19 protein-coding genes are annotated in these 16,930 nt (G+C 70.7%); 17 read left to right on the top strand and 2 right to left on the bottom strand.

Going from position 1 to position 16,930, the window contains the following annotated elements:
* Nucleotides 1-10 precede the first annotated feature (10 nt).
* The 3 genes from ABWI07_RS01315 (at nt 11) to ABWI07_RS01325 (ending at nt 2,481) form a co-directional block, all read left to right on the top strand.
* Nucleotides 11-727 (top strand): AfsR/SARP family transcriptional regulator, encoded by a 717-nt coding sequence (locus ABWI07_RS01315; protein WP_353817330.1) that lies wholly within the window; start codon nt 11-13, stop codon nt 725-727.
* Between the two features lie 78 nt (nt 728-805).
* Complete coding sequence (locus ABWI07_RS01320) at nt 806-1,306, top strand: sigma-70 family RNA polymerase sigma factor (protein WP_353817331.1); 501 nt, start codon at nt 806-808, stop codon at nt 1,304-1,306.
* Entirely contained in the window at nt 1,303-2,481 is a 1,179-nt protein-coding gene (locus tag ABWI07_RS01325; RefSeq protein ID WP_353817332.1) for a hypothetical protein, read from the top strand. Before ABWI07_RS01320 ends, ABWI07_RS01325 begins: the two co-directional genes overlap by 4 nt.
* A gap of 92 nt (nt 2,482-2,573) precedes the next feature.
* On the opposite strand, the gene ABWI07_RS01330 is transcribed toward ABWI07_RS01325, so the two are convergent.
* Entirely contained in the window at nt 2,574-3,005 is a 432-nt protein-coding gene (locus tag ABWI07_RS01330; RefSeq protein WP_353817333.1) for a hypothetical protein, read from the bottom strand.
* Between the two features lie 235 nt (nt 3,006-3,240).
* Here ABWI07_RS01330 and ABWI07_RS01335 point away from each other — a divergent pair, with 235 nt between their 5' ends.
* From ABWI07_RS01335 to ABWI07_RS01400, 14 genes are all read left to right on the top strand, one after another.
* On the top strand, nt 3,241-4,461 hold the full coding sequence (locus tag ABWI07_RS01335; RefSeq protein WP_353817334.1) for a DUF2207 domain-containing protein: 1,221 nt from the start codon (nt 3,241-3,243) through the stop codon (nt 4,459-4,461).
* 33 nt (nt 4,462-4,494) lie between these two features.
* The gene (locus tag ABWI07_RS01340; protein ID WP_149259389.1) at nt 4,495-5,658 is read left to right on the top strand and encodes an MraY family glycosyltransferase; all 1,164 of its coding nucleotides are present in this window, start codon (nt 4,495-4,497) and stop codon (nt 5,656-5,658) included.
* 280 nt (nt 5,659-5,938) lie between these two features.
* Nucleotides 5,939-6,355 (top strand): Cg1360 family ATP-synthase-associated protein, encoded by a 417-nt coding sequence (locus ABWI07_RS01345; RefSeq protein ID WP_149259390.1) that lies wholly within the window; start codon nt 5,939-5,941, stop codon nt 6,353-6,355.
* A gap of 87 nt (nt 6,356-6,442) precedes the next feature.
* Nucleotides 6,443-6,667, top strand: coding sequence for an AtpZ/AtpI family protein (locus ABWI07_RS01350; RefSeq protein WP_149259391.1), 225 nt, complete (start codon nt 6,443-6,445; stop codon nt 6,665-6,667).
* 61 nt (nt 6,668-6,728) lie between these two features.
* Complete coding sequence (gene atpB, locus ABWI07_RS01355; RefSeq protein WP_149259392.1) at nt 6,729-7,520, top strand: F0F1 ATP synthase subunit A; 792 nt, start codon at nt 6,729-6,731, stop codon at nt 7,518-7,520.
* A 101-nt stretch (nt 7,521-7,621) separates the two neighbouring features.
* Nucleotides 7,622-7,855: an ATP synthase F0 subunit C gene (gene atpE, locus ABWI07_RS01360; protein WP_149259393.1), complete on the top strand. Its 234-nt coding sequence runs from the start codon at nt 7,622-7,624 to the stop codon at nt 7,853-7,855.
* Between the two features lie 31 nt (nt 7,856-7,886).
* Entirely contained in the window at nt 7,887-8,444 is a 558-nt protein-coding gene (locus tag ABWI07_RS01365; protein WP_353817336.1) for a F0F1 ATP synthase subunit B, read from the top strand.
* Nucleotides 8,441-9,262, top strand: coding sequence for a F0F1 ATP synthase subunit delta (locus ABWI07_RS01370; RefSeq protein WP_149259395.1), 822 nt, complete (start codon nt 8,441-8,443; stop codon nt 9,260-9,262). The genes ABWI07_RS01365 and ABWI07_RS01370 overlap by 4 nt, the downstream gene beginning before the upstream one ends.
* A gap of 41 nt (nt 9,263-9,303) precedes the next feature.
* Nucleotides 9,304-10,938, top strand: a complete 1,635-nt coding sequence (atpA, locus tag ABWI07_RS01375) for a F0F1 ATP synthase subunit alpha (RefSeq protein WP_353817337.1) — start codon at nt 9,304-9,306, stop codon at nt 10,936-10,938.
* 5 nt (nt 10,939-10,943) lie between these two features.
* Nucleotides 10,944-11,840, top strand: coding sequence for a F0F1 ATP synthase subunit gamma (locus ABWI07_RS01380; RefSeq protein WP_149259397.1), 897 nt, complete (start codon nt 10,944-10,946; stop codon nt 11,838-11,840).
* 2 nt (nt 11,841-11,842) lie between these two features.
* Nucleotides 11,843-13,273, top strand: coding sequence for a F0F1 ATP synthase subunit beta (atpD, locus tag ABWI07_RS01385; protein WP_149259398.1), 1,431 nt, complete (start codon nt 11,843-11,845; stop codon nt 13,271-13,273).
* 78 nt (nt 13,274-13,351) lie between these two features.
* On the top strand, nt 13,352-13,738 hold the full coding sequence (locus ABWI07_RS01390) for a F0F1 ATP synthase subunit epsilon (RefSeq protein ID WP_149259399.1): 387 nt from the start codon (nt 13,352-13,354) through the stop codon (nt 13,736-13,738).
* Between the two features lie 23 nt (nt 13,739-13,761).
* The gene (locus tag ABWI07_RS01395) at nt 13,762-14,226 is read left to right on the top strand and encodes a DUF2550 domain-containing protein (protein WP_353817338.1); all 465 of its coding nucleotides are present in this window, start codon (nt 13,762-13,764) and stop codon (nt 14,224-14,226) included.
* Between the two features lie 130 nt (nt 14,227-14,356).
* Nucleotides 14,357-15,883: a M28 family peptidase gene (locus tag ABWI07_RS01400; protein ID WP_353817339.1), complete on the top strand. Its 1,527-nt coding sequence runs from the start codon at nt 14,357-14,359 to the stop codon at nt 15,881-15,883.
* A gap of 32 nt (nt 15,884-15,915) precedes the next feature.
* On the opposite strand, the gene ABWI07_RS01405 is transcribed toward ABWI07_RS01400, so the two are convergent.
* Nucleotides 15,916-16,845, bottom strand: coding sequence for a DUF4097 family beta strand repeat-containing protein (locus ABWI07_RS01405; protein WP_353817340.1), 930 nt, complete (start codon nt 16,843-16,845; stop codon nt 15,916-15,918).
* Between the last annotated feature and the right edge of the window lie 85 nt (nt 16,846-16,930).

Below are 16,930 nucleotides of genomic sequence, written 5' to 3' on the forward strand. Positions count from 1 at the left end.
TCAACAGGGTATGCATGGTGATCAGAATGACGACGCCGGGCTCCGTCTGCTTCCGTCCTTCCGCTGCGTGCTGGGCGGACGGGAGGTCTCGCTGTCCCAGGCGCTGTGCCGCCTGCTCGTCACCGTGGCGCTGGAGCCGGGCGGTCTCGCCCGGGAGTCGCTGCACGGGAGGCTGTGGCCGGATACGCCGCCGGCCGAGGCGGGCAAGCGGCTGAGGCAGGCGCTGTGGCGGGTCCGGCGGGACACGGGGGCGCGGATCCTGGCCGTGACGTCCGCCCATGTCGCGCTCGTCTCGTCCGTGGACGTCGACCTGCACCGGGCCGAAGGCCTGGCCCGCCAGGTCGCGGGGGGAGGCTCGCCGGCCGTGGGTTCGGCGGACGTGCGGCTGCTGGGCAGCGAACTCCTCCCCTCCTGGCCGGACGAGGACGTGCGCTCGGCGCGGGACCGCTGGGACCGGCTGCGGCTGCTGGCCCTGGAACGGCTCGCCGAGCAGGCCCTGGCGCACGGGGACGTCGCGGTGGCGATCGAGCTGGCGGAGCTGGCCGCCCGGGTCGACCGGTTGGCCGAGGCCCCGCACCGGATCACGGCCGCCGCGCACCTGATGCGAGGCGACCACGTGGCCGCCTGGCGGGTCTACACGCGCTACCAGGGGCTCCTCGTCGAGGAGTTGGGGATCGAGCCCAGCCCCGGTTTCCGGAGCCTTGTGGAACGGCGAGCGTTCGTGTGACCGGTGCCCTTTACCGGCCGTCAGGTCCCGCGTGTCCGTGCCGGGATCGGCGCGAGGTCTTGGCTAGTATCGCGCCCCGTGGTCACCCCCCGGACCCGCGATCTCGTCGCGCTGTATGAGGAGCATCAGCTCCGTCTCGTGCGGATGGCGGTCCTGCTGGTCGGGGACGAGGCCACCGCCGAGGACGTGGTGCAGGACGTCTTCCTGCGCTTACAGGACAGGTCCCCTCGGCTGGACGACGAGGGGAAGCTGCTCGCCTACGTCCGCGCCGCGGTGCTGAACGGCTGCCGGATGGTCCTGCGCCGCCGCAGGATGATGTGGCGGCACACCGAGCCGTACGAGCCGCCGGTCTGGTCGGCCGAGTCCGCGGCGATGCTCGGCGAGGACCGCCGGGAGGTCATGCGGGCCCTCCAGCGCCTGCCGCGCCGCCAACGCGAGGCGGTCGTCCTGCGCTACTACCTCGACCTCGGCGACGACGAGGTCTCCGCGGCCATGGGCATCCGGCCCGCGACGGTACGGTCCACGATGGCCAGGGCGCTCGCCGCCCTGGCCAGGGAGCTGGGGGAGGAGGTGCCATGAGCGGCCTGGAGGACCGCCTGCGCGACGCGCTGAACGCCTCGGCCGGCATGGTCGACGCGGACACGCCGCGGCCCTTCCCCGAGCGCCGGGCTCAGGCGCCCCGCCCCGCCCCGCTGCGGCGGTGGGTGGTCCCGGTCTGCGCGGTGCTGGCCGTCCTCGCCCTGGCCGCCGGGATCGTCGGCGTCCGGAAGATGATGGAGCCCGACCGGCGCCTCCAGAAGGTCCCGACGATGCCCCGCTTCTACTTCGCCAGCTACCTGGCCGGAGGCGGGGACCCCTCCCGCGTCGAGGTCCGCGAGTCCCGCACCGGCCGCCTGCTGGACGCGAACGCCGCCCCCAAGGGAACGAACTTCCTCGACCTGGCGGCCGCCGGAGACGGCCGGACGCTTTTCGCGTTCGCGAAACGACGCGGACGCGGGCCGTGCGTGAGCACCATCCGCCGGCTCTCGCTCAACGACCGCGGGAAGATCGTCGAAAATCGTGTGATGCCGGGTCCGGCCATCGCCGGCGCTCCCGTCGGGAGCGGTTCACTCGCCGTCAGCGCCGATGGCCGCCGACTGGCCTACAGCGTCGAGTCGTGCGCGCCGAAACCGAAGCCGGAGGGGGCGGGCGTGGGCGCACGCGTAGGGATCCTCGATGCGGCGACCGGAGCGCGGAAAGAGTGGCGGGAGTCGGATGATGCCGCCGACCAGCGGCTCGCCTGGTCGGGGCTGGGTGATCGCCTGTTCTTCGTTCGGCTGCGGTACACGGGTGTCGGCACGGCGATCCAAGAACTGCGCTCGTTGCAGGCCGGCGGCGAGGGCGGGCGCGTGACGTCGGGGCGCCTGCTCCGCAGGATCCCTTCGCCGCGAGCGTTCGACGGCGTGGCGGTCTCCGGGGACGGTCGCCGGGTCTTCGTGACCGAATCGTCTGTCGGATCCGCCGCCACCGGATCCGGCGAACCCGCCGACACGAATTCCGGGAGCGGTTCCACCGTGCTGGAACTCTCGGCCGACGACGGCAGGGTGCTGACGTCGATCAGGCGGAAGAGTTCCTTCTTCGCGGGGACCCCCATATTGAAGGGCGACCCTTCCGGACGATATCTGCTGACCGACATCGGACTGGTGGATCTCGGTAAGCCAGAAGGAGCGTCCAGGTTCGAAGTCGGAGAGGGCTTCTACGACCTGGACTGGTGAGCACGGAGTCGGCGGCGAGGCCGGCCCCGGAAAGCGCAAAGGCCCCGCCGGGCCGGGCGGGGCCTGTGTCGTCAGGCGGAAGAGGCCGCGGATCAGAAGATCTTCTTGCCCTTGCCGTAGTAGTACTTGCCGGTCTTCTTGTTCCGGCCGCACTCCTGGACCCACATGTGGCTGCCGTAGGTCGACTTCACGCTGATCTTGACCTTGGCGTTGCCGTCGAAGTTGTAGCGCGTGCCGTCGGGCGCCACACCAACGATCTTGAAGCGCGACCAGTACACCTTGGAGCCCTCGGTGAACTTGAAGCGCACGCAGGCGGTCCAGCCGTTCTTCTTGTCGTCGGCCAGGTAGCCGGTGACGTAGGTGTTGCCGCTGGCCCGCTTGTAGGAGCCCCAGGCGGCCACGTGGCTGTAGGAGTTGTACGGCTTCCAGCTGCCGGTGGCGGCGGCTTCGGCGGGGGCACCGACGGCGGCCATGCCGGCCATCAGCGTGCCGGCGGTCAGGGCTACTGCAGCGATTCGCCGCATAGGTCCCTCCAGGCTCGGTTTGGGGGTTAGCGAGCGATAACTTAGCAGCCCTCTACCAGTGATTTTCCGCAGGTGCGCGCAACTGACCAGGGCAGGACGAATCAGGCGCCGGGGCGAACCGATCCGGCGCTGGACGCGTCCAAGGGGCCGCTGATCACCGTGCCGGGAGACAAGGGTCACCCTGCGGGGCGGACCGGGGCCGTTACGGCGACACGATCACGGCAACGGTGGAAGCATGCCTGACGTGCGTGGCCGTGTCCGGGGCCCCGCGACCATCGCGGGGGTGCTGCCGTCCCTCGTGCTGCCCTGTCTCGTATCGCCCTGTCTCGTACTGCGCCGCCTCGCGCTGCGCTGCCTGGTGCCGGCGTCTCTCGTGCTGCTCTGCCTCGCACTCGTGCCGCCCGCCCACGCCGCGGGGCCGACGGGCGGCGACCCCGCACCCGGAGGCTCGGCGGGCGTACCGCCCCCCGAGCCGGCCTTCCGCGGCGAGAGCATCCCGGTCTTCGACGTCGTCCTCACGATCGGCGCCGACGGCGTGCTGTACGTGCGGGAGACGATCACCTACGACTTCGACCAGGCGGGGGAGCACGGGATCGTCCGGCACGTGCCGTTCCGCCGCGGCGACCGCCTCTACGAGGTGGGCGACGTCAGCAGCAGCTCGTCCACCGGCGCCCCGGCCCGCGTCCGCACGGCCCGCTTCCTGCACGACGTGCAGATCAGCGTCGGCGACCGCCACCGCGAGGTCCGCGGCCGCCAGGCCTACGTGATCGAGTACGAGGTGCGCCGCGCGTTCACCCCCCGCGCCGACCACGACGAGCTGATGTGGGACGCGATCGGGACGAGCTGGGACGTGCCGATCGGGAACGCGGCCGTCCGGGTGCAGGCGCCCGTGCCGCTGCGGCACGCGACCTGCCGGGCGGGCGCGCCCGGCATGACGACCCGGTGCCTGCGCGACCGCGACGGCCCCTACGCCATCGACTTCGTCCAGAACGCGCTCGCCCCGCACGAGGGGATGCGGATCCGGGTCCGGCTGCCCAAGCACGCGATCGCCGTCCCGCCGCCGCGGTACGTCCCGCCGCGCTGGACGGGCGGCTGGACGGGCACCGCCGTGCTGGCCCTCGCGGTCGCCGCCGTGCCCCTGCTGGGGCGCCGCCCGGCGCCCCAGCGGCGGATCGGCGCCGGCCTGCTCGCCGCCGGGGCGCTGCTCGTCGTCGCGGACGCCGGGGACGACGTCGCGGCGCTCGGCCCGTGGGCGTTCTCGCTGGGCGACCGGTGCCTCGCCGGGCTGGCGCTCATGATCGTCGGCGCCGGGATCGTGTGCGTCCACGACACCCGTACCGCCCGATATGCCGCGGACCACCGCCCGGGAGGACTACAGTTGGTCGGTCTCGACGTGAACCGATCGTCCCGGCGGGTCGTCTACCCAGGTGAACTCCGCCCAGGACGGGGCACGTAGGCATGGTCGACCGGCGAAGGGAGGCGCAGGGGAGTGCGGGAGTACCTGCTGACGATCCTTGTCGCCGCTCTCGTCGCCTACCTGCTGACCCCCTCGGTGCGCAGGTTCGCCGTGTGGTTCGGCGCCCAGGCCGTCCCCCGCGACCGCGACGTGCACGTGATCCCGACGCCTCGGCTGGGCGGCCTCGCGATGTTCGGCGGGATGGTGGCCGCGCTGGTGGTCGCGACGGGGCTGCCGGAGATGCGCAAGGTCCTCGGCGACGGCGGGATCAGCGTCAGCAAGGCGCTGCTGCTGTCGGGCGGGCTGATCGTGCTGATCGGCATCGTCGACGACCGCTGGGAGGTCGACCCGCTCACCAAGTTCGCCGGGCAGGTCGCGGCCGCCGGGATCTTCATCATGCAGGGCATCCAGATCTACGTGATCCCGCTGCCGACCGGCGACTCGCTGTCGCTGCCGCCCGCCTACGGGGTGCCGCTGACCGTCTTCGTCGTGGTCGCCACGATCAACGCGGTCAACTTCATCGACGGCCTTGACGGCCTCGCCGCCGGCGTCGTCGGGATCGCCGCGCTGGCGCTGTTCTCGTACGCCTACCTGCTGTCGCGGACGAACGGGCTGACCACGCTGACCGCCGCGACCCTCATCGCCGCGGTGCTGTTCGGCATGTGCGCGGGTTTCCTGCCGCACAACTTCAGCCCGGCGAAGATCTTCATGGGGGACACCGGCTCGATGCTGATCGGGCTGCTGCTCAGCGCCTCCACCATCATGCTGACCGGGCAGTTCGACCCGGCCATCCTCGCCAACGGGCTGTTCCCGTTCTTCGTCCCGGTGCTGCTGATCCCGGCGGTCGCGGCGGTGCCGTTCATGGACATGCTGCTCGCGGTGTGGCGGCGCACCAACCAGGGCCGGTCGCCTTTCTCGCCGGACAAGCAACACCTGCACCACCGGTTGCTGCAGCTCGGCCACTCCACCCGCCGCGCCGTGCTGATCATGTACTTCTGGGTCGGGCTGCTGGCCTCCGGGCTGGTCGGCCTCGCGTTGTTCGACGCCGCCTGGATCACCCTCGGCGTCACCCTGCTGGTGGCGGTCGCGGGCGTGGTGCTGATGTTCCGCATCCCCGGCCGCCGCAAGGCCGCCCGGGCGAAGGCCGCCCCGGGCGCCGGCGAGCAGCCCGCCGAGCAGCCGTCGATGCCCGTCTGACCCCCGTACAGGTCCTGACCAGCGGCTTCGTCCGACGCCGCCGCCCCCGCGAGCCGGGTCCGGACGGCATCGGTCGAGGGCGAGATCGTCTTCCGCGCGGGGCGTGAACGTGCCTGGGCACGGTGCGGGCTCGGCTACAGTCCCTCGTGCGGGTGTTGCGCCGAGTAGCGCCGCGAGCGCCGGATCGCATTACCTCTAGGGTAATTGTGGACATTCCGGACGCTTGTGATACCTTTCACGAACAAGAGACGAACACTTACCGTGACCAGCCGGAGCCCTCATGCATACCTCCGACGCCCGGATGCTCCGCGGCGCCGCGATCCCGACGTCGGTCGTCGGGGTGGGCGCCGTGGTGATCGGCCTGCTGACCGCCGGCGCCAAGGGCGCCCTCGCGGCGGCACTGGCCTCCGTCGTGGTGGTCGCCTTCTTCTCGGTCAGCGCCCTGGTGCTCTCCTGGGCCTCCCGGCTGTCGGCGCAGACCATGATGCTGGCCGCCCTCGCCAGCTACGCGGTGAAGATCCTCGCGGTGATGGTGCTGGTCACGGCCATCGACGGCGTGTCGATCTTCGACACGCAGGTCTTCGGCTGGACGGTCATCGGGCTCGCGCTGCTCTGGATCGGAGCCGAGTTCCGAGTCGTCCTGCAGCGGAGGCCCTACATTGACGACCCCGAGAACGTCCTGGACCGGAGTCCGTGATGATGCGCCCGCGGACGGTGCCGGCCCTCATGACGGACTACTCCAATATGACCACCGCAGGCATGGCCTGCTATCGTCCGGAGCGCGATGAGCGAGCAGAAACGCCGGCCGGAGGACGGCCAGCGGGAATTCGCCGACGCCGCTTGGTCCGTGCCCAGCTACCTCCTCTCCGGGATGCTCATCTGGGGCGGTCTCGGGTGGCTGCTGTCCAAGTGGACGCACCAGACCTGGCTGGTCCCGATCGGCCTGGTCATCGGCGTAGTGCTCGCCGTCTACCTGGTCTACGTGAAGTTCGGTCGCGACTCCTCCTGAGCGGCCCCGCCGCCGAGGAAGCCTTCGTGAAACATCACCACATTGATGAAGGGAACGCCGCGTGAACGCGCTGACGGTCCTCGCCTCCGGCGGAGATGAGTTCCGGGCCCCCGGGCCGGAGCTGTTCGACTTCCCGCCCCTGTTCGCCGGCGGCCCCGCTTGGCTCACCAAGCCCGTCGTCTTCGCGGTCGTCGGGTCGCTGGTGGTCGTCGTCTTCTTCTGGAGCGCCTTCGCCAAGCCGAAGCTCGTGCCGCGGGGCGTGCAGAACCTCGGCGAGCTCGGCTACATGTTCGTGCGGGACGAGATCGCCCGCCCGTTCCTCGGCAAGAAGACCGACCAGTGGATGCCGCTGCTGATGTCGATGTTCTTCCTGATCTGGATCTGGAACATCTTCGCGGTCGTCCCGATCATCCAGTTCCCGATCGCCTCGCACATCGCGTTCCCGATCGTGCTGGCGCTCTTCGTCTACATCCTCAAGGTCTACCTCGGCCTGCGGCACCAGGGGATCCGGTACTTCACCAACATGATCCCCAGCGGCCTGCCGCTGCCCGTCTACTTCCTGCTGGTGCCGATCGAGTACCTCTCGACCTTCGTCCTGGCCCCGTTCACCCACGCGGTCCGGCTCTTCGCCAACATGTTCGCGGGCCACACGATCCTGGCGTTCTTCAGCCTGGTCGGCTTCTGGTTCCTCTTCGAGAAGCCCACGGTCGCGGGGTTCGGCGTCGGTGTCATCGGCGTGATCGTCACCATCGCCATGACGGCGCTGGAGCTGCTGATCCAGTTCCTGCAGGCGTTCCTGTTCACGATGCTGGCCGCCATGTACATCCAGAGCGGCCTGGAAGCCGACCACTAGAACCGCATGGTGCGCGGCGCCCCGGCTCCGCGCCTTCACCGACAACTCCGTAAGCCCAGACCGGCGGAGCCTCCGCCGGCCGACAGAAAAGGAATGAACCCATGACGGGAGTTCTCGCCGCCCTCGAAGGTAACGTCACCTCGATCGGGTACGGCCTCGCGGCGATCGGCCCGGGCATCGGCGTCGGCATCATCTTCGGCCAGGGCGTGAACGCCATCGCCCGCCAGCCCGAGCTGACCGGTGTCATCCGCACCAACATGCTGCTGGGCTTCGTCCTTACCGAGGCGCTCGCCCTGATCGGCCTGGTCGCGCCGTTCATCTTCCAGAGCATCTAAGGCCGTCCGAACCTGAGGAAGGGCTGCAGACATGATCACAGCAGCTTCCGTCCTGGCGGCGGAGAGCAACAACCCTCTCATTCCGCACCCGTTCGAGCTGGTCGTCGGCATCTTCTCGTTCCTGGTCGTCCTGATCTTCCTCGGCAAGATCCTTACGCCGCGCATCCAGAAGACGCTGGAGGAGCGGACCGAGGCGATCGAGGGCGGTCTCCTACGGGCCGAGGAGGCGCAGAAGGAGGCCCAGCAGGTCCTCGAGCAGTACAAGGCCCAGCAGAAGGCGGCCGCGCTCGAGGCGTCCAACGAGCGACGCAAGGCCGAGGAGCAGGGCGCGCAGATCATCGCCCAGGCCAAGGAGCAGGCCCAGGTCGAGGCGCGCCGCATCGTCGAGAACGCCAAGGCCCAGATCGAGGCCGAGCGGCAGCAGGCGCTGCAGTCGCTCCGCGCCGAGATCGGCGCCATGTCGGTCGAGCTCGCCGGACGCGTCGTGGGCGAGTCCCTTGAGGACAGCGCGCGGCAGAGCCGGGTCGTCGACCGGTTCCTCGAGGAGCTCGAGGAACGCGCTCGCACCCAGGAGCAGATCACATCATGACCATCACGGGAGCGGTGAGCAGGGCGTCGCTGGCCGAGGCCAAGGAGCGGCTGGAGGCCGTGATCCCCTCCGCCGACCTGGCGCGGCTCGGCGGCGACCTGTTCGCGGTGCTGCACCTGATCGACCGCGAGCACGGCCTGCGGCGGGCGGTCTCCGACCCGTCGCGGGACGGTGCCGAGAAGGCGCAGCTCGTCCAGATCCTGCTGGAGGGCAAGGTGTCGCCGGCCGCTCTCGGGCTGGTCGCCGACGTCGTCCGGCTGCGCTGGTCGACGCCGTCGGAGCTGACGGACGCGGTGGAGATCCTCGCGGTCACCGCCGAGTCCGCCCGCGCCGAGGCGGACGGGAGGATCGACGACCTGGAGGACGAGCTGTTCCGCTTCTCCCGGGTCGTCGAGGGGGAGCCGGACCTGCGCGGCGCCCTCGCCAACCCGGGCCTGCCGGGCGAGAACAAGCTCGGCCTGGTCAACGCGCTGGTGGAGGGCAAGGTCACCGACGCGACGCTGACGCTCGTCACCGAGCTCGTGCTGCGCCCGCGAGGACGTAGCCTGGAAGGTGGGCTCGCCGAGTACGGCAGGCTCGTCGCCCAGCGTCGGCAGCGGCTGGTGGCCCTGGTCCGCACGCCGGTGCCGCTGTCGGCGGAGCAGCGGACGCGGCTCGCCGCGGTGCTCGCCGCCGCCTACGGGCACGAAGTACACCTGAACATCGAGCTCGACCCCACCGCGATCGGCGGCCTGTCGGTCCAGATCGGGGACGAGATCATCGACGGCACGATCGCCGGACGGCTGGACGACGTCCGCCGGCGGCTCGGCACCGGCTGACCCGCCGGTTGGCTGACCCCATAGGGAGCAAGAGAGGAATCATGGCGGAGCTGACGATCCGTCCGGATGAGATCCGGAACGCGCTGGAGCGCTTCGTCCAGTCGTACGAGCCCGAGGCCGCCGCGCGCGAAGAGGTCGGCACCGTCGTCGATTCCGGCGACGGTATCGCCCACGTCGAGGGCCTGCCCTCCGCGATGGCGAACGAACTCCTTGAGTTCGAGGACGGTACCCGTGGCCTGGCTCTGAACCTGGACGTGCGTGAGATCGGCGCCGTTGTCCTTGGCGACTTCAGCAAGATCGAAGAGGGCCAGAAGGTCCGCCGGACCGGCGAGGTCCTCTCGGTCCCCGTCGGCGACGGCTTCCTTGGCCGCGTCGTGGACGCGCTGGGCAACCCCCTGGACGGCAAGGGCCCGATCGAGACGACCGAGCGCCGCGCGCTCGAGCTGCAGGCCCCCACGGTCGTGCAGCGGCAGTCGGTGAGCGAGCCGCTGCAGACCGGCATCAAGGCCATCGACGCGATGACGCCGATCGGCCGCGGCCAGCGGCAGCTCATCATCGGTGACCGGCAGACCGGCAAGACGACGGTCGCCGTGGACACCATCATCAACCAGAAGGAGAACTGGGACTCCGGCGACGAGAAGAAGCAGGTCCGCTGCGTCTACGTCGCCATCGGCCAGAAGGGCTCCACGATCGCCAACGTGCGGCGCTCTCTGGACGAGGCCGGCGCGCTGGAGTACACCACGATCGTGGCGGCTCCCGCCTCCGAGCCCGCGGGCTACAAGTACATCGCCCCCTACACCGGGTCCGCGATCGGCCAGCACTGGATGTACCAGGGCAAGCACGTCCTGATCATCTTCGACGACCTGTCGAAGCAGGCCGAGGCCTACCGCGCGGTGTCGCTGCTGCTGCGCCGCCCGCCGGGCCGCGAGGCGTACCCCGGTGACGTCTTCTACCTGCACTCGCGCCTGCTGGAGCGCTGCGCGAAGCTGTCGGACGACATGGGCGGCGGTTCGATGACGGGTCTGCCGATCATCGAGACCAAGGGCAACGACGTGTCGGCCTACATCCCGACGAACGTCATCTCGATCACCGACGGGCAGTGCTTCCTGGAGACGGACCTGTTCAACCAGGGCGTCCGGCCGGCGATCAACGTCGGCATCTCGGTCTCCCGGGTCGGCGGCGACGCGCAGATCAAGGCGATGAAGACGGTCGCCGGCACCCTGCGCCTCGCGCTGTCGCAGTTCCGCGACCTGGAGGCGTTCGCCGCGTTCGCGTCCGACCTGGACGCCGCGTCGCGCGCGCAGCTGGAGCGCGGCGCCCGGCTGGTCGAGCTGCTGAAGCAGCCGCAGGGCAGCCCGTTCCCGGTCGAGCAGGAGGTCGTGTCCGTGTGGGCGGGCACCTCCGGCGAGCTGGACGACGTCCCGGTGGCCGACATCCGCCGCTTCGAGCGCGAGTTCCTCGACTACATGGAGCGCGAGGAGAGCGGCCTGCTGACCTCCATCCGGGAGACCGGCAAGCTGTCCGACGACGGCCTCACCGCCCTCAAGAACGCCATCACGGAGTTCAAGAGGGGCTTCCAGACGAGCGAGGGCGAGCTGCTCGCCGAGGAGCACGTCGAGGCGCTCGACGAAGAGGACGTCAAGCAGGAGACGATCACCCGCGTCAAGAAGGACTGACGGCCATGGCCGCACAGCTTCGTCAACTCCGGCAGAAGATCAAGACGGTCAAGTCGACCGCCAAGATCACTCGTGCCCAGGAGATGATCGCCACGTCGCGGATCGTCAAGGCCCAGCAGGCGGTGGCGGCCTCCAAGCCGTACGCCGACCAGATCACGCAGGCCCTGACCGCGCTGGTGAGCCACAACGTGGGGATCGACCATCCGCTGCTGAACGAGCAGCCGGCCGACAACCGCAGCGCCGTGCTGGTCATCACCAGTGACCGCGGGTTCTGCGGCGCCTACAACGCCAACGTCATCCGCGAGGCGGAGTCGTTGATCAAGGCGCTGCGGGACCAGGGCCGCGAGCCGGTCCCCTACGTCGTCGGCAACAAGGGCATCACCTGGTACCGGTTCCGGGACCGGGACGTCGCCGAGACCTGGAGCGGGTTCAGCGACCGCCCCCACTTCGGCAACGCCGAGGAGATCGGGCGGCGGCTGGCGGCGGACTTCCTCAAGACCGACGCCGAGGGCGGGGTCGGGGAGATCCACGTGGTCTACACCGAGTTCGTCTCGATGCTGACCCAGGCCGTCCGGGTCACCCGGCTGATGCCGCTGGAGATCGAGGAGGCCGAGTCCTCCAAGGTCCCGCCGGCGTACGAGTTCGAGCCGTCCGCCAAGGCCGCGCTCGACCTGCTCCTGCCGAACTACATCGAGAGCCGCATCTTCCACATGCTGCTGCAGTCGGCGGCGTCCTTCCAGGCGTCCGTCCGGCGGGCCATGAAGTCGGCGACCGACAATGCCAACGAACTGCTCGGGGTCTACACGCGCCAGATGAACCAGGCGCGGCAGGCCGCGATCACCCAGGAAATCAGCGAGATCGTCGGTGGCGCTGACGCGCTCGCCGAGTCTGGCGGGGAGTGAGAATGACTGCTCAGGTAGAGACGGCGACCGCGACCGGGCGCGTCGCCCGGGTCATCGGCCCGGTCGTCGACGTGGAGTTCCCCGCCGACGCCATCCCGGACATCTACAACGCCCTCAACGCGCAGGTCACCCTGGGCGGCGAGAGCAAGACCCTGACGTTCGAGGTCGCCCAGCACCTCGGCGACAACATGGTCAGGGCCATCTCCATGCAGCCGACGGACGGCCTCGTCCGCGGCGCTCCGGTGACCGACTCCGGCAAGTCGATCGCGGTGCCGGTCGGCGACATCACCAAGGGCCACGTGTGGAACGCCCTCGGCGACGCGCTGGACGTCCCGACCGCCTCGCTGGAGATCAACGAGCGGTGGGGCATCCACCGCCGCGCTCCGGCATTCGACCAGCTCGAGTCGAAGACGGAGATGCTGGAGACCGGCATCAAGGTCATCGACCTGCTGTGCCCGTACGTCAAGGGCGGCAAGATCGGCCTGTTCGGCGGCGCGGGTGTGGGCAAGACCGTCCTCATCCAGGAGATGATCCGCCGTGTCGCCCGCAACTTCGGCGGCACCTCGGTGTTCGCCGGCGTCGGCGAGCGCACCCGTGAGGGCAACGACCTCTGGGTTGAGATGGCCGAGGCGGACGTCCTCAAGGACACCGCGATGGTGTTCGGCCAGATGGACGAGCCGCCGGGCACCCGGCTGCGGGTGGCGCTGTCCGCGCTGACGATGGCGGAGTACTTCCGCGACGTCCAGAACCAGGACGTGCTGCTGTTCATCGACAACATCTTCCGGTTCACGCAGGCCGGCTCGGAGGTCTCCACGCTGCTCGGGCGCATGCCCTCCGCGGTGGGGTACCAGCCGACGCTGGCCGACGAGATGGGCGTGCTCCAGGAGCGGATCACCTCGACGCGCGGTAACTCGATCACCTCGATGCAGGCGATCTACGTGCCCGCCGACGACATCACCGACCCGGCGCCGCACACCACGTTCGCGCACCTGGACGCCACCACGACGCTGTCGCGGAGCATCTCCGAGAAGGGGATCTTCCCGGCGGTGGACCCGCTCGACTCCACTTCGCGGATCATGGACCCGCAGATCCTGGGGAACGAGCACTACGAGGTCGCCCAGGAAGTGATCCGGATCCTGCAGAAGTACAAGGAGCTGCAGGACATCATCGCGATCCTCGGTATCGACGAGCTGTCCGAGGAGGACAAGGTCACCGTCCAGCGGGCGCGGCGCATCGAGCGCTTCCTGTCGCACCCGATGTACGTGGCCGAGCAGTTCACCGGCCAGCCCGGTGAGACGGTGCCGAAGGACGAGACGATCGCCTCGTTCAAGGCGCTCGCCGAGGGCAAGTACGACCACCTCCCCGAGCAGGCGTTCTTCATGTGCGGCGGCATCGAGGATGTCGAGAAGAAGGCCAAGGAGCTGGAGAAGTAGTCCGCTCCGGCGGGCCGCCCACGGGCCTCGCGCCCGGGGCGGCCCGCCGGAACCGCTCCAGTAGTCGGAGGGAATGACGTGGCAACCCTGAAGGTCGGGCTGGTCTCGCCGGAGCGCGAGATCTGGTCCGGCGAGGCCAAGATGGTGGTCGCGCAGACCATCGAGGGCTCGCTCGGCATCCTGCCGGGGCACGCCCCGGTGCTGGGCGTCCTCCTCGACGGCAGCGTTGTGAAGATCGAGCCCGCGGACGGCGGTGCGCCGGTTCTCGCTGCGGTCAGCAGCGGGTTCTTCTCCGTCGCCGCCAACGAGGTCTCGGTGCTGGCCGAGCAGGTCGAGCGGGACGAAGAGATCGACGTGGACGACGCCAAGCGGGCGCTGGACGCGGCTCTGGCCGCCGAGGGCGAGGACGCGACGCCGGAGCGGCGGGCCAGGGCGCGGCTGCGCGCGGCGGGCGTCGAGGCCTAGGTTTCGGGCGGACGGCGGGGGATTTGGGCGAGCACCTGGCACTGGACGTCGGCGGGGTGCTCGCCGCGCTCGTCCTGGTGGCGGCGCTGCTGTTCGTCTCCATGGCGGTGCGCCGCTGGCTCTTCACGCGCGGCGGCGGCACCGTGGAGTGCAGCCTGCGCGAACTGCCCCAGGAGGGCGGAGCCCCCGGAGTGTGGAGGCTCGGCATCGGCCGCTACAAGGGCGATGTCCTGCACTGGCACCGCGTGTTCGGTTTCCGCAGACGGCCCCGGCAGGTGATCCACCGCCGGGGCCTCGTCGTGTCCAACCGGCGCGTCCCCGATCCGGAGGAGGCCGAGGGCCTGCTGCCGGACGTGAGCGTCATCGAGGTCAGGAACGGCGACCAGGCGGTCGAGCTGGCCATGGGCGCGGCGGCGCTGACCGGCTTCCTGGCGTGGCTGGAGGCGGCCCCGCCCGGCTTCCCGGTGGACCTGCACTCCCCGGAGTGAGCGGTTCGGGTCCGGAGCGAGCGGCCCGGACGGCGTGTCTGGCATGAGCCGGTAAGACCCCGGTATCGAAATGATCTTCCTGTGCCGCCGCTGCTCGGAGCCGCCGGGACGCGGGGCGAGGATCGTGCACGTGCGCAAGCTCCTCATCGGCCGCAGGCTCTTCGTGGGGACGGCCGTGGCGCTGCCCGCCGTCCTCCTGCCCGCCGCCCTGCCCATGGCCGGGGCCGCGCCGGCCCGTCCGCACCTCGCCGCGCTGGTCACGGTGAAGGACATCCGGCGGCACCTGGCCGCGCTCCAGGAGATCGCCGACTACAACGGCGGCAACCGCGCGGCGGGGCGCGCCGGCTACACGATGTCGGTGCGGTACGTGACCGGACGCCTGAGGAAGGCCGGGCTTGTGCCGCTGGTGCAGAAGTTCACCTTCCCGTACTGGCGGGAGCGGTCGCATGCGGTGTTCGCGCGGATGGCGCCGTCGAAGGCGTCCTACAAGCGGGAGACCGACTTCGTCACGCTGGCGTTCTCCGGCTCCGGGGACGTGACGGCGCCGGTGACCGCGGTGGACATCCCCGCCAAGGGCGAGGGGACGAGCGGCTGCCAGGCCGGCGACTTCAGGGGCTTCAAGCGGGGCTCGATCGCGCTCATCCAGCGGGGGACCTGCTCGTTCGTGGTCAAGGCGACGAGGGCGAGGGCGGCCGGCGCGTCCGCCGTCGTGATCTTCAACAAGCCGGGGGAGAAGGGGCCGTTGCACGGCACGCTGTCCAAGCCGTACGCGTTCCCGGTCATCGGGCCGTCCCACAAGGTGGGCGCGGACCTGGTGAAGGCCGCGCGGAAGGGCGGCCTCAGGCTGCGGGTGAAGACCGACACCGCGCACGGGAAGCGGTCGTCGGAGAACGTCATCGCGGAGACCCGGGTCGGGCGGGCCGACAACGTCGTGGTCGTCGGCGCCCACCTGGACAGCGTCCCGGCGGGTCCGGGGATCAACGACAACGGCACCGGCGCGGCCACCCTGCTCGCCATCGCCGGGCAGATCGGCAAGCTCGGCAGGAGCGGGCTGCGCAACCGGGTGCGGTTCGCCTGGTGGGGCGCCGAGGAGGAGGGGCTGCAGGGCTCCGAGCACTACGTGCGCTCCCTGTCCGCGGCCCAGCGCCGGCGGATCGCCCTGAACCTGAACTTCGACATGCTCGGTTCGCCGAACGGCAGGCGGGGCGTCTACGACGGGGACCACTCGACCGGCACCGGCACGCGGGCGCCCGCCGGTTCCGGGGCGATCGAGCGGATGTTCCACCAGTACTTCAAGAGCCGCCGCCTGCCGGTGGCCGAGAGCCAGTTCGACGGGCGGTCCGACTACGGCCCGTTCATCGAGCGGGGCATCCCGGCGGGCGGGATCGACACCGGCGCGGAGGGGTTGAAGACCGCCGCCGAGGCCAAGGCGTTCGGCGGCAGGGCGGGCAAGGAGTACGACCCGTGCTACCACGCCAAGTGCGACCGCCTGAAGAACGTCGACTTGAAGCTGCTCGACGGCAACGCCGACGGTGTCGCGTACGTCCTGGAGCACCTGGCGCGGACGACGGCCGCGGTGAACGGGGGCAGCGGCCTCGACCGGGTCCGGGTCCCGACCTACGAGCCGCTGCGGCTGGGCCCTTACCTGCTCCGCTAAGCCGCCGCCCACTCGGCGCCCGCGGCATCGTGTTAGTGCGGCGTCACCGTGATGCGGCCGTCGCGGGTGGTGAGACTGGCGCGCCGTGAGGACCGCGAGTCCTGGTGGACGCCCGGATCGATCCGCTTCTCGCCGTTGGCGGACAGGTCGAGGGCGTAGGCCTGCCCGGCCGGGAGGCGCAGCAGGATCGAGCCGCTGCCGGTGACGGCCCGGACGTTCGCGGGCGGCGCGTCCAGCCGCATCGTGATGGTGCCGTCGCGCGATCCGGCGGTGACCCGGTCGGAGACGAGCCCGTCCAGGGTGATCGAGCCGCTGCCGGTGCCGAGGTCGGCGACGGTGGCGCGCCCGCTCACCACGATGCGCCCGTCGGCGGCGCGGGCCTTCAGCCGGTCGGCGGTGAGTCCCCTGGCGGTGATCGAGCCGCTGCCGCTGTGCAGGTCGGCGGTGGCCGCGCGACCGGTCACGTGCAGCGAGCCGTCGCGGGAGCTGATCGACACCGTCGAGGCGCGCAGGTCCGCCGCCCGGACCGAGCCGCTGCCGCTGCGCAGCCGCACCGTCCCGGCGACCCCGGACACCTCGGTCGCCCCGTCCCGGTTGTCGATCTCCACGGACGTGCTGCGCGGGACCTGGACGCGGTAGGAGACCCCGCACGAGCCGAACCCGATCGCGTTCGTGCCGCACGAGGACGACAGCGCGAGCGTGGAGCCCTCGGCGACGTGCCGGGACTTCGGCTTGTTCTTGTCGTTGCTCCAGCGCAGCCGCTCGGTGACCCGGATGCCGGGGGAGTCCGACGCGGTGACCTCGACCCGTCCGCCCTTCGCGGTGATCTTCAGGCCGGTGATGCCGGCGGGCGCGGCGTAGGAGCGGTCCTCGTGATGCCGGCCGACGCTCACGTTGCCGCAGCCGGCCAGCGCCGTCGCCGCCGTCGCCGCGGCGGCGGCCGCGGCTGTCAGGGTCCTCACGTGCTCTCTCTCCCCGCTGTCGGCGTGCGTCCGTAGAGGGCAAGCCTCCTCCAGGCGCAGCGGGCGCCGCCAGGAGGGGAGCCGG

The organism is Actinomadura sp. NPDC000600, assembly GCF_040492135.1.
Taxonomy (GTDB): domain Bacteria; phylum Actinomycetota; class Actinomycetes; order Streptosporangiales; family Streptosporangiaceae; genus Spirillospora.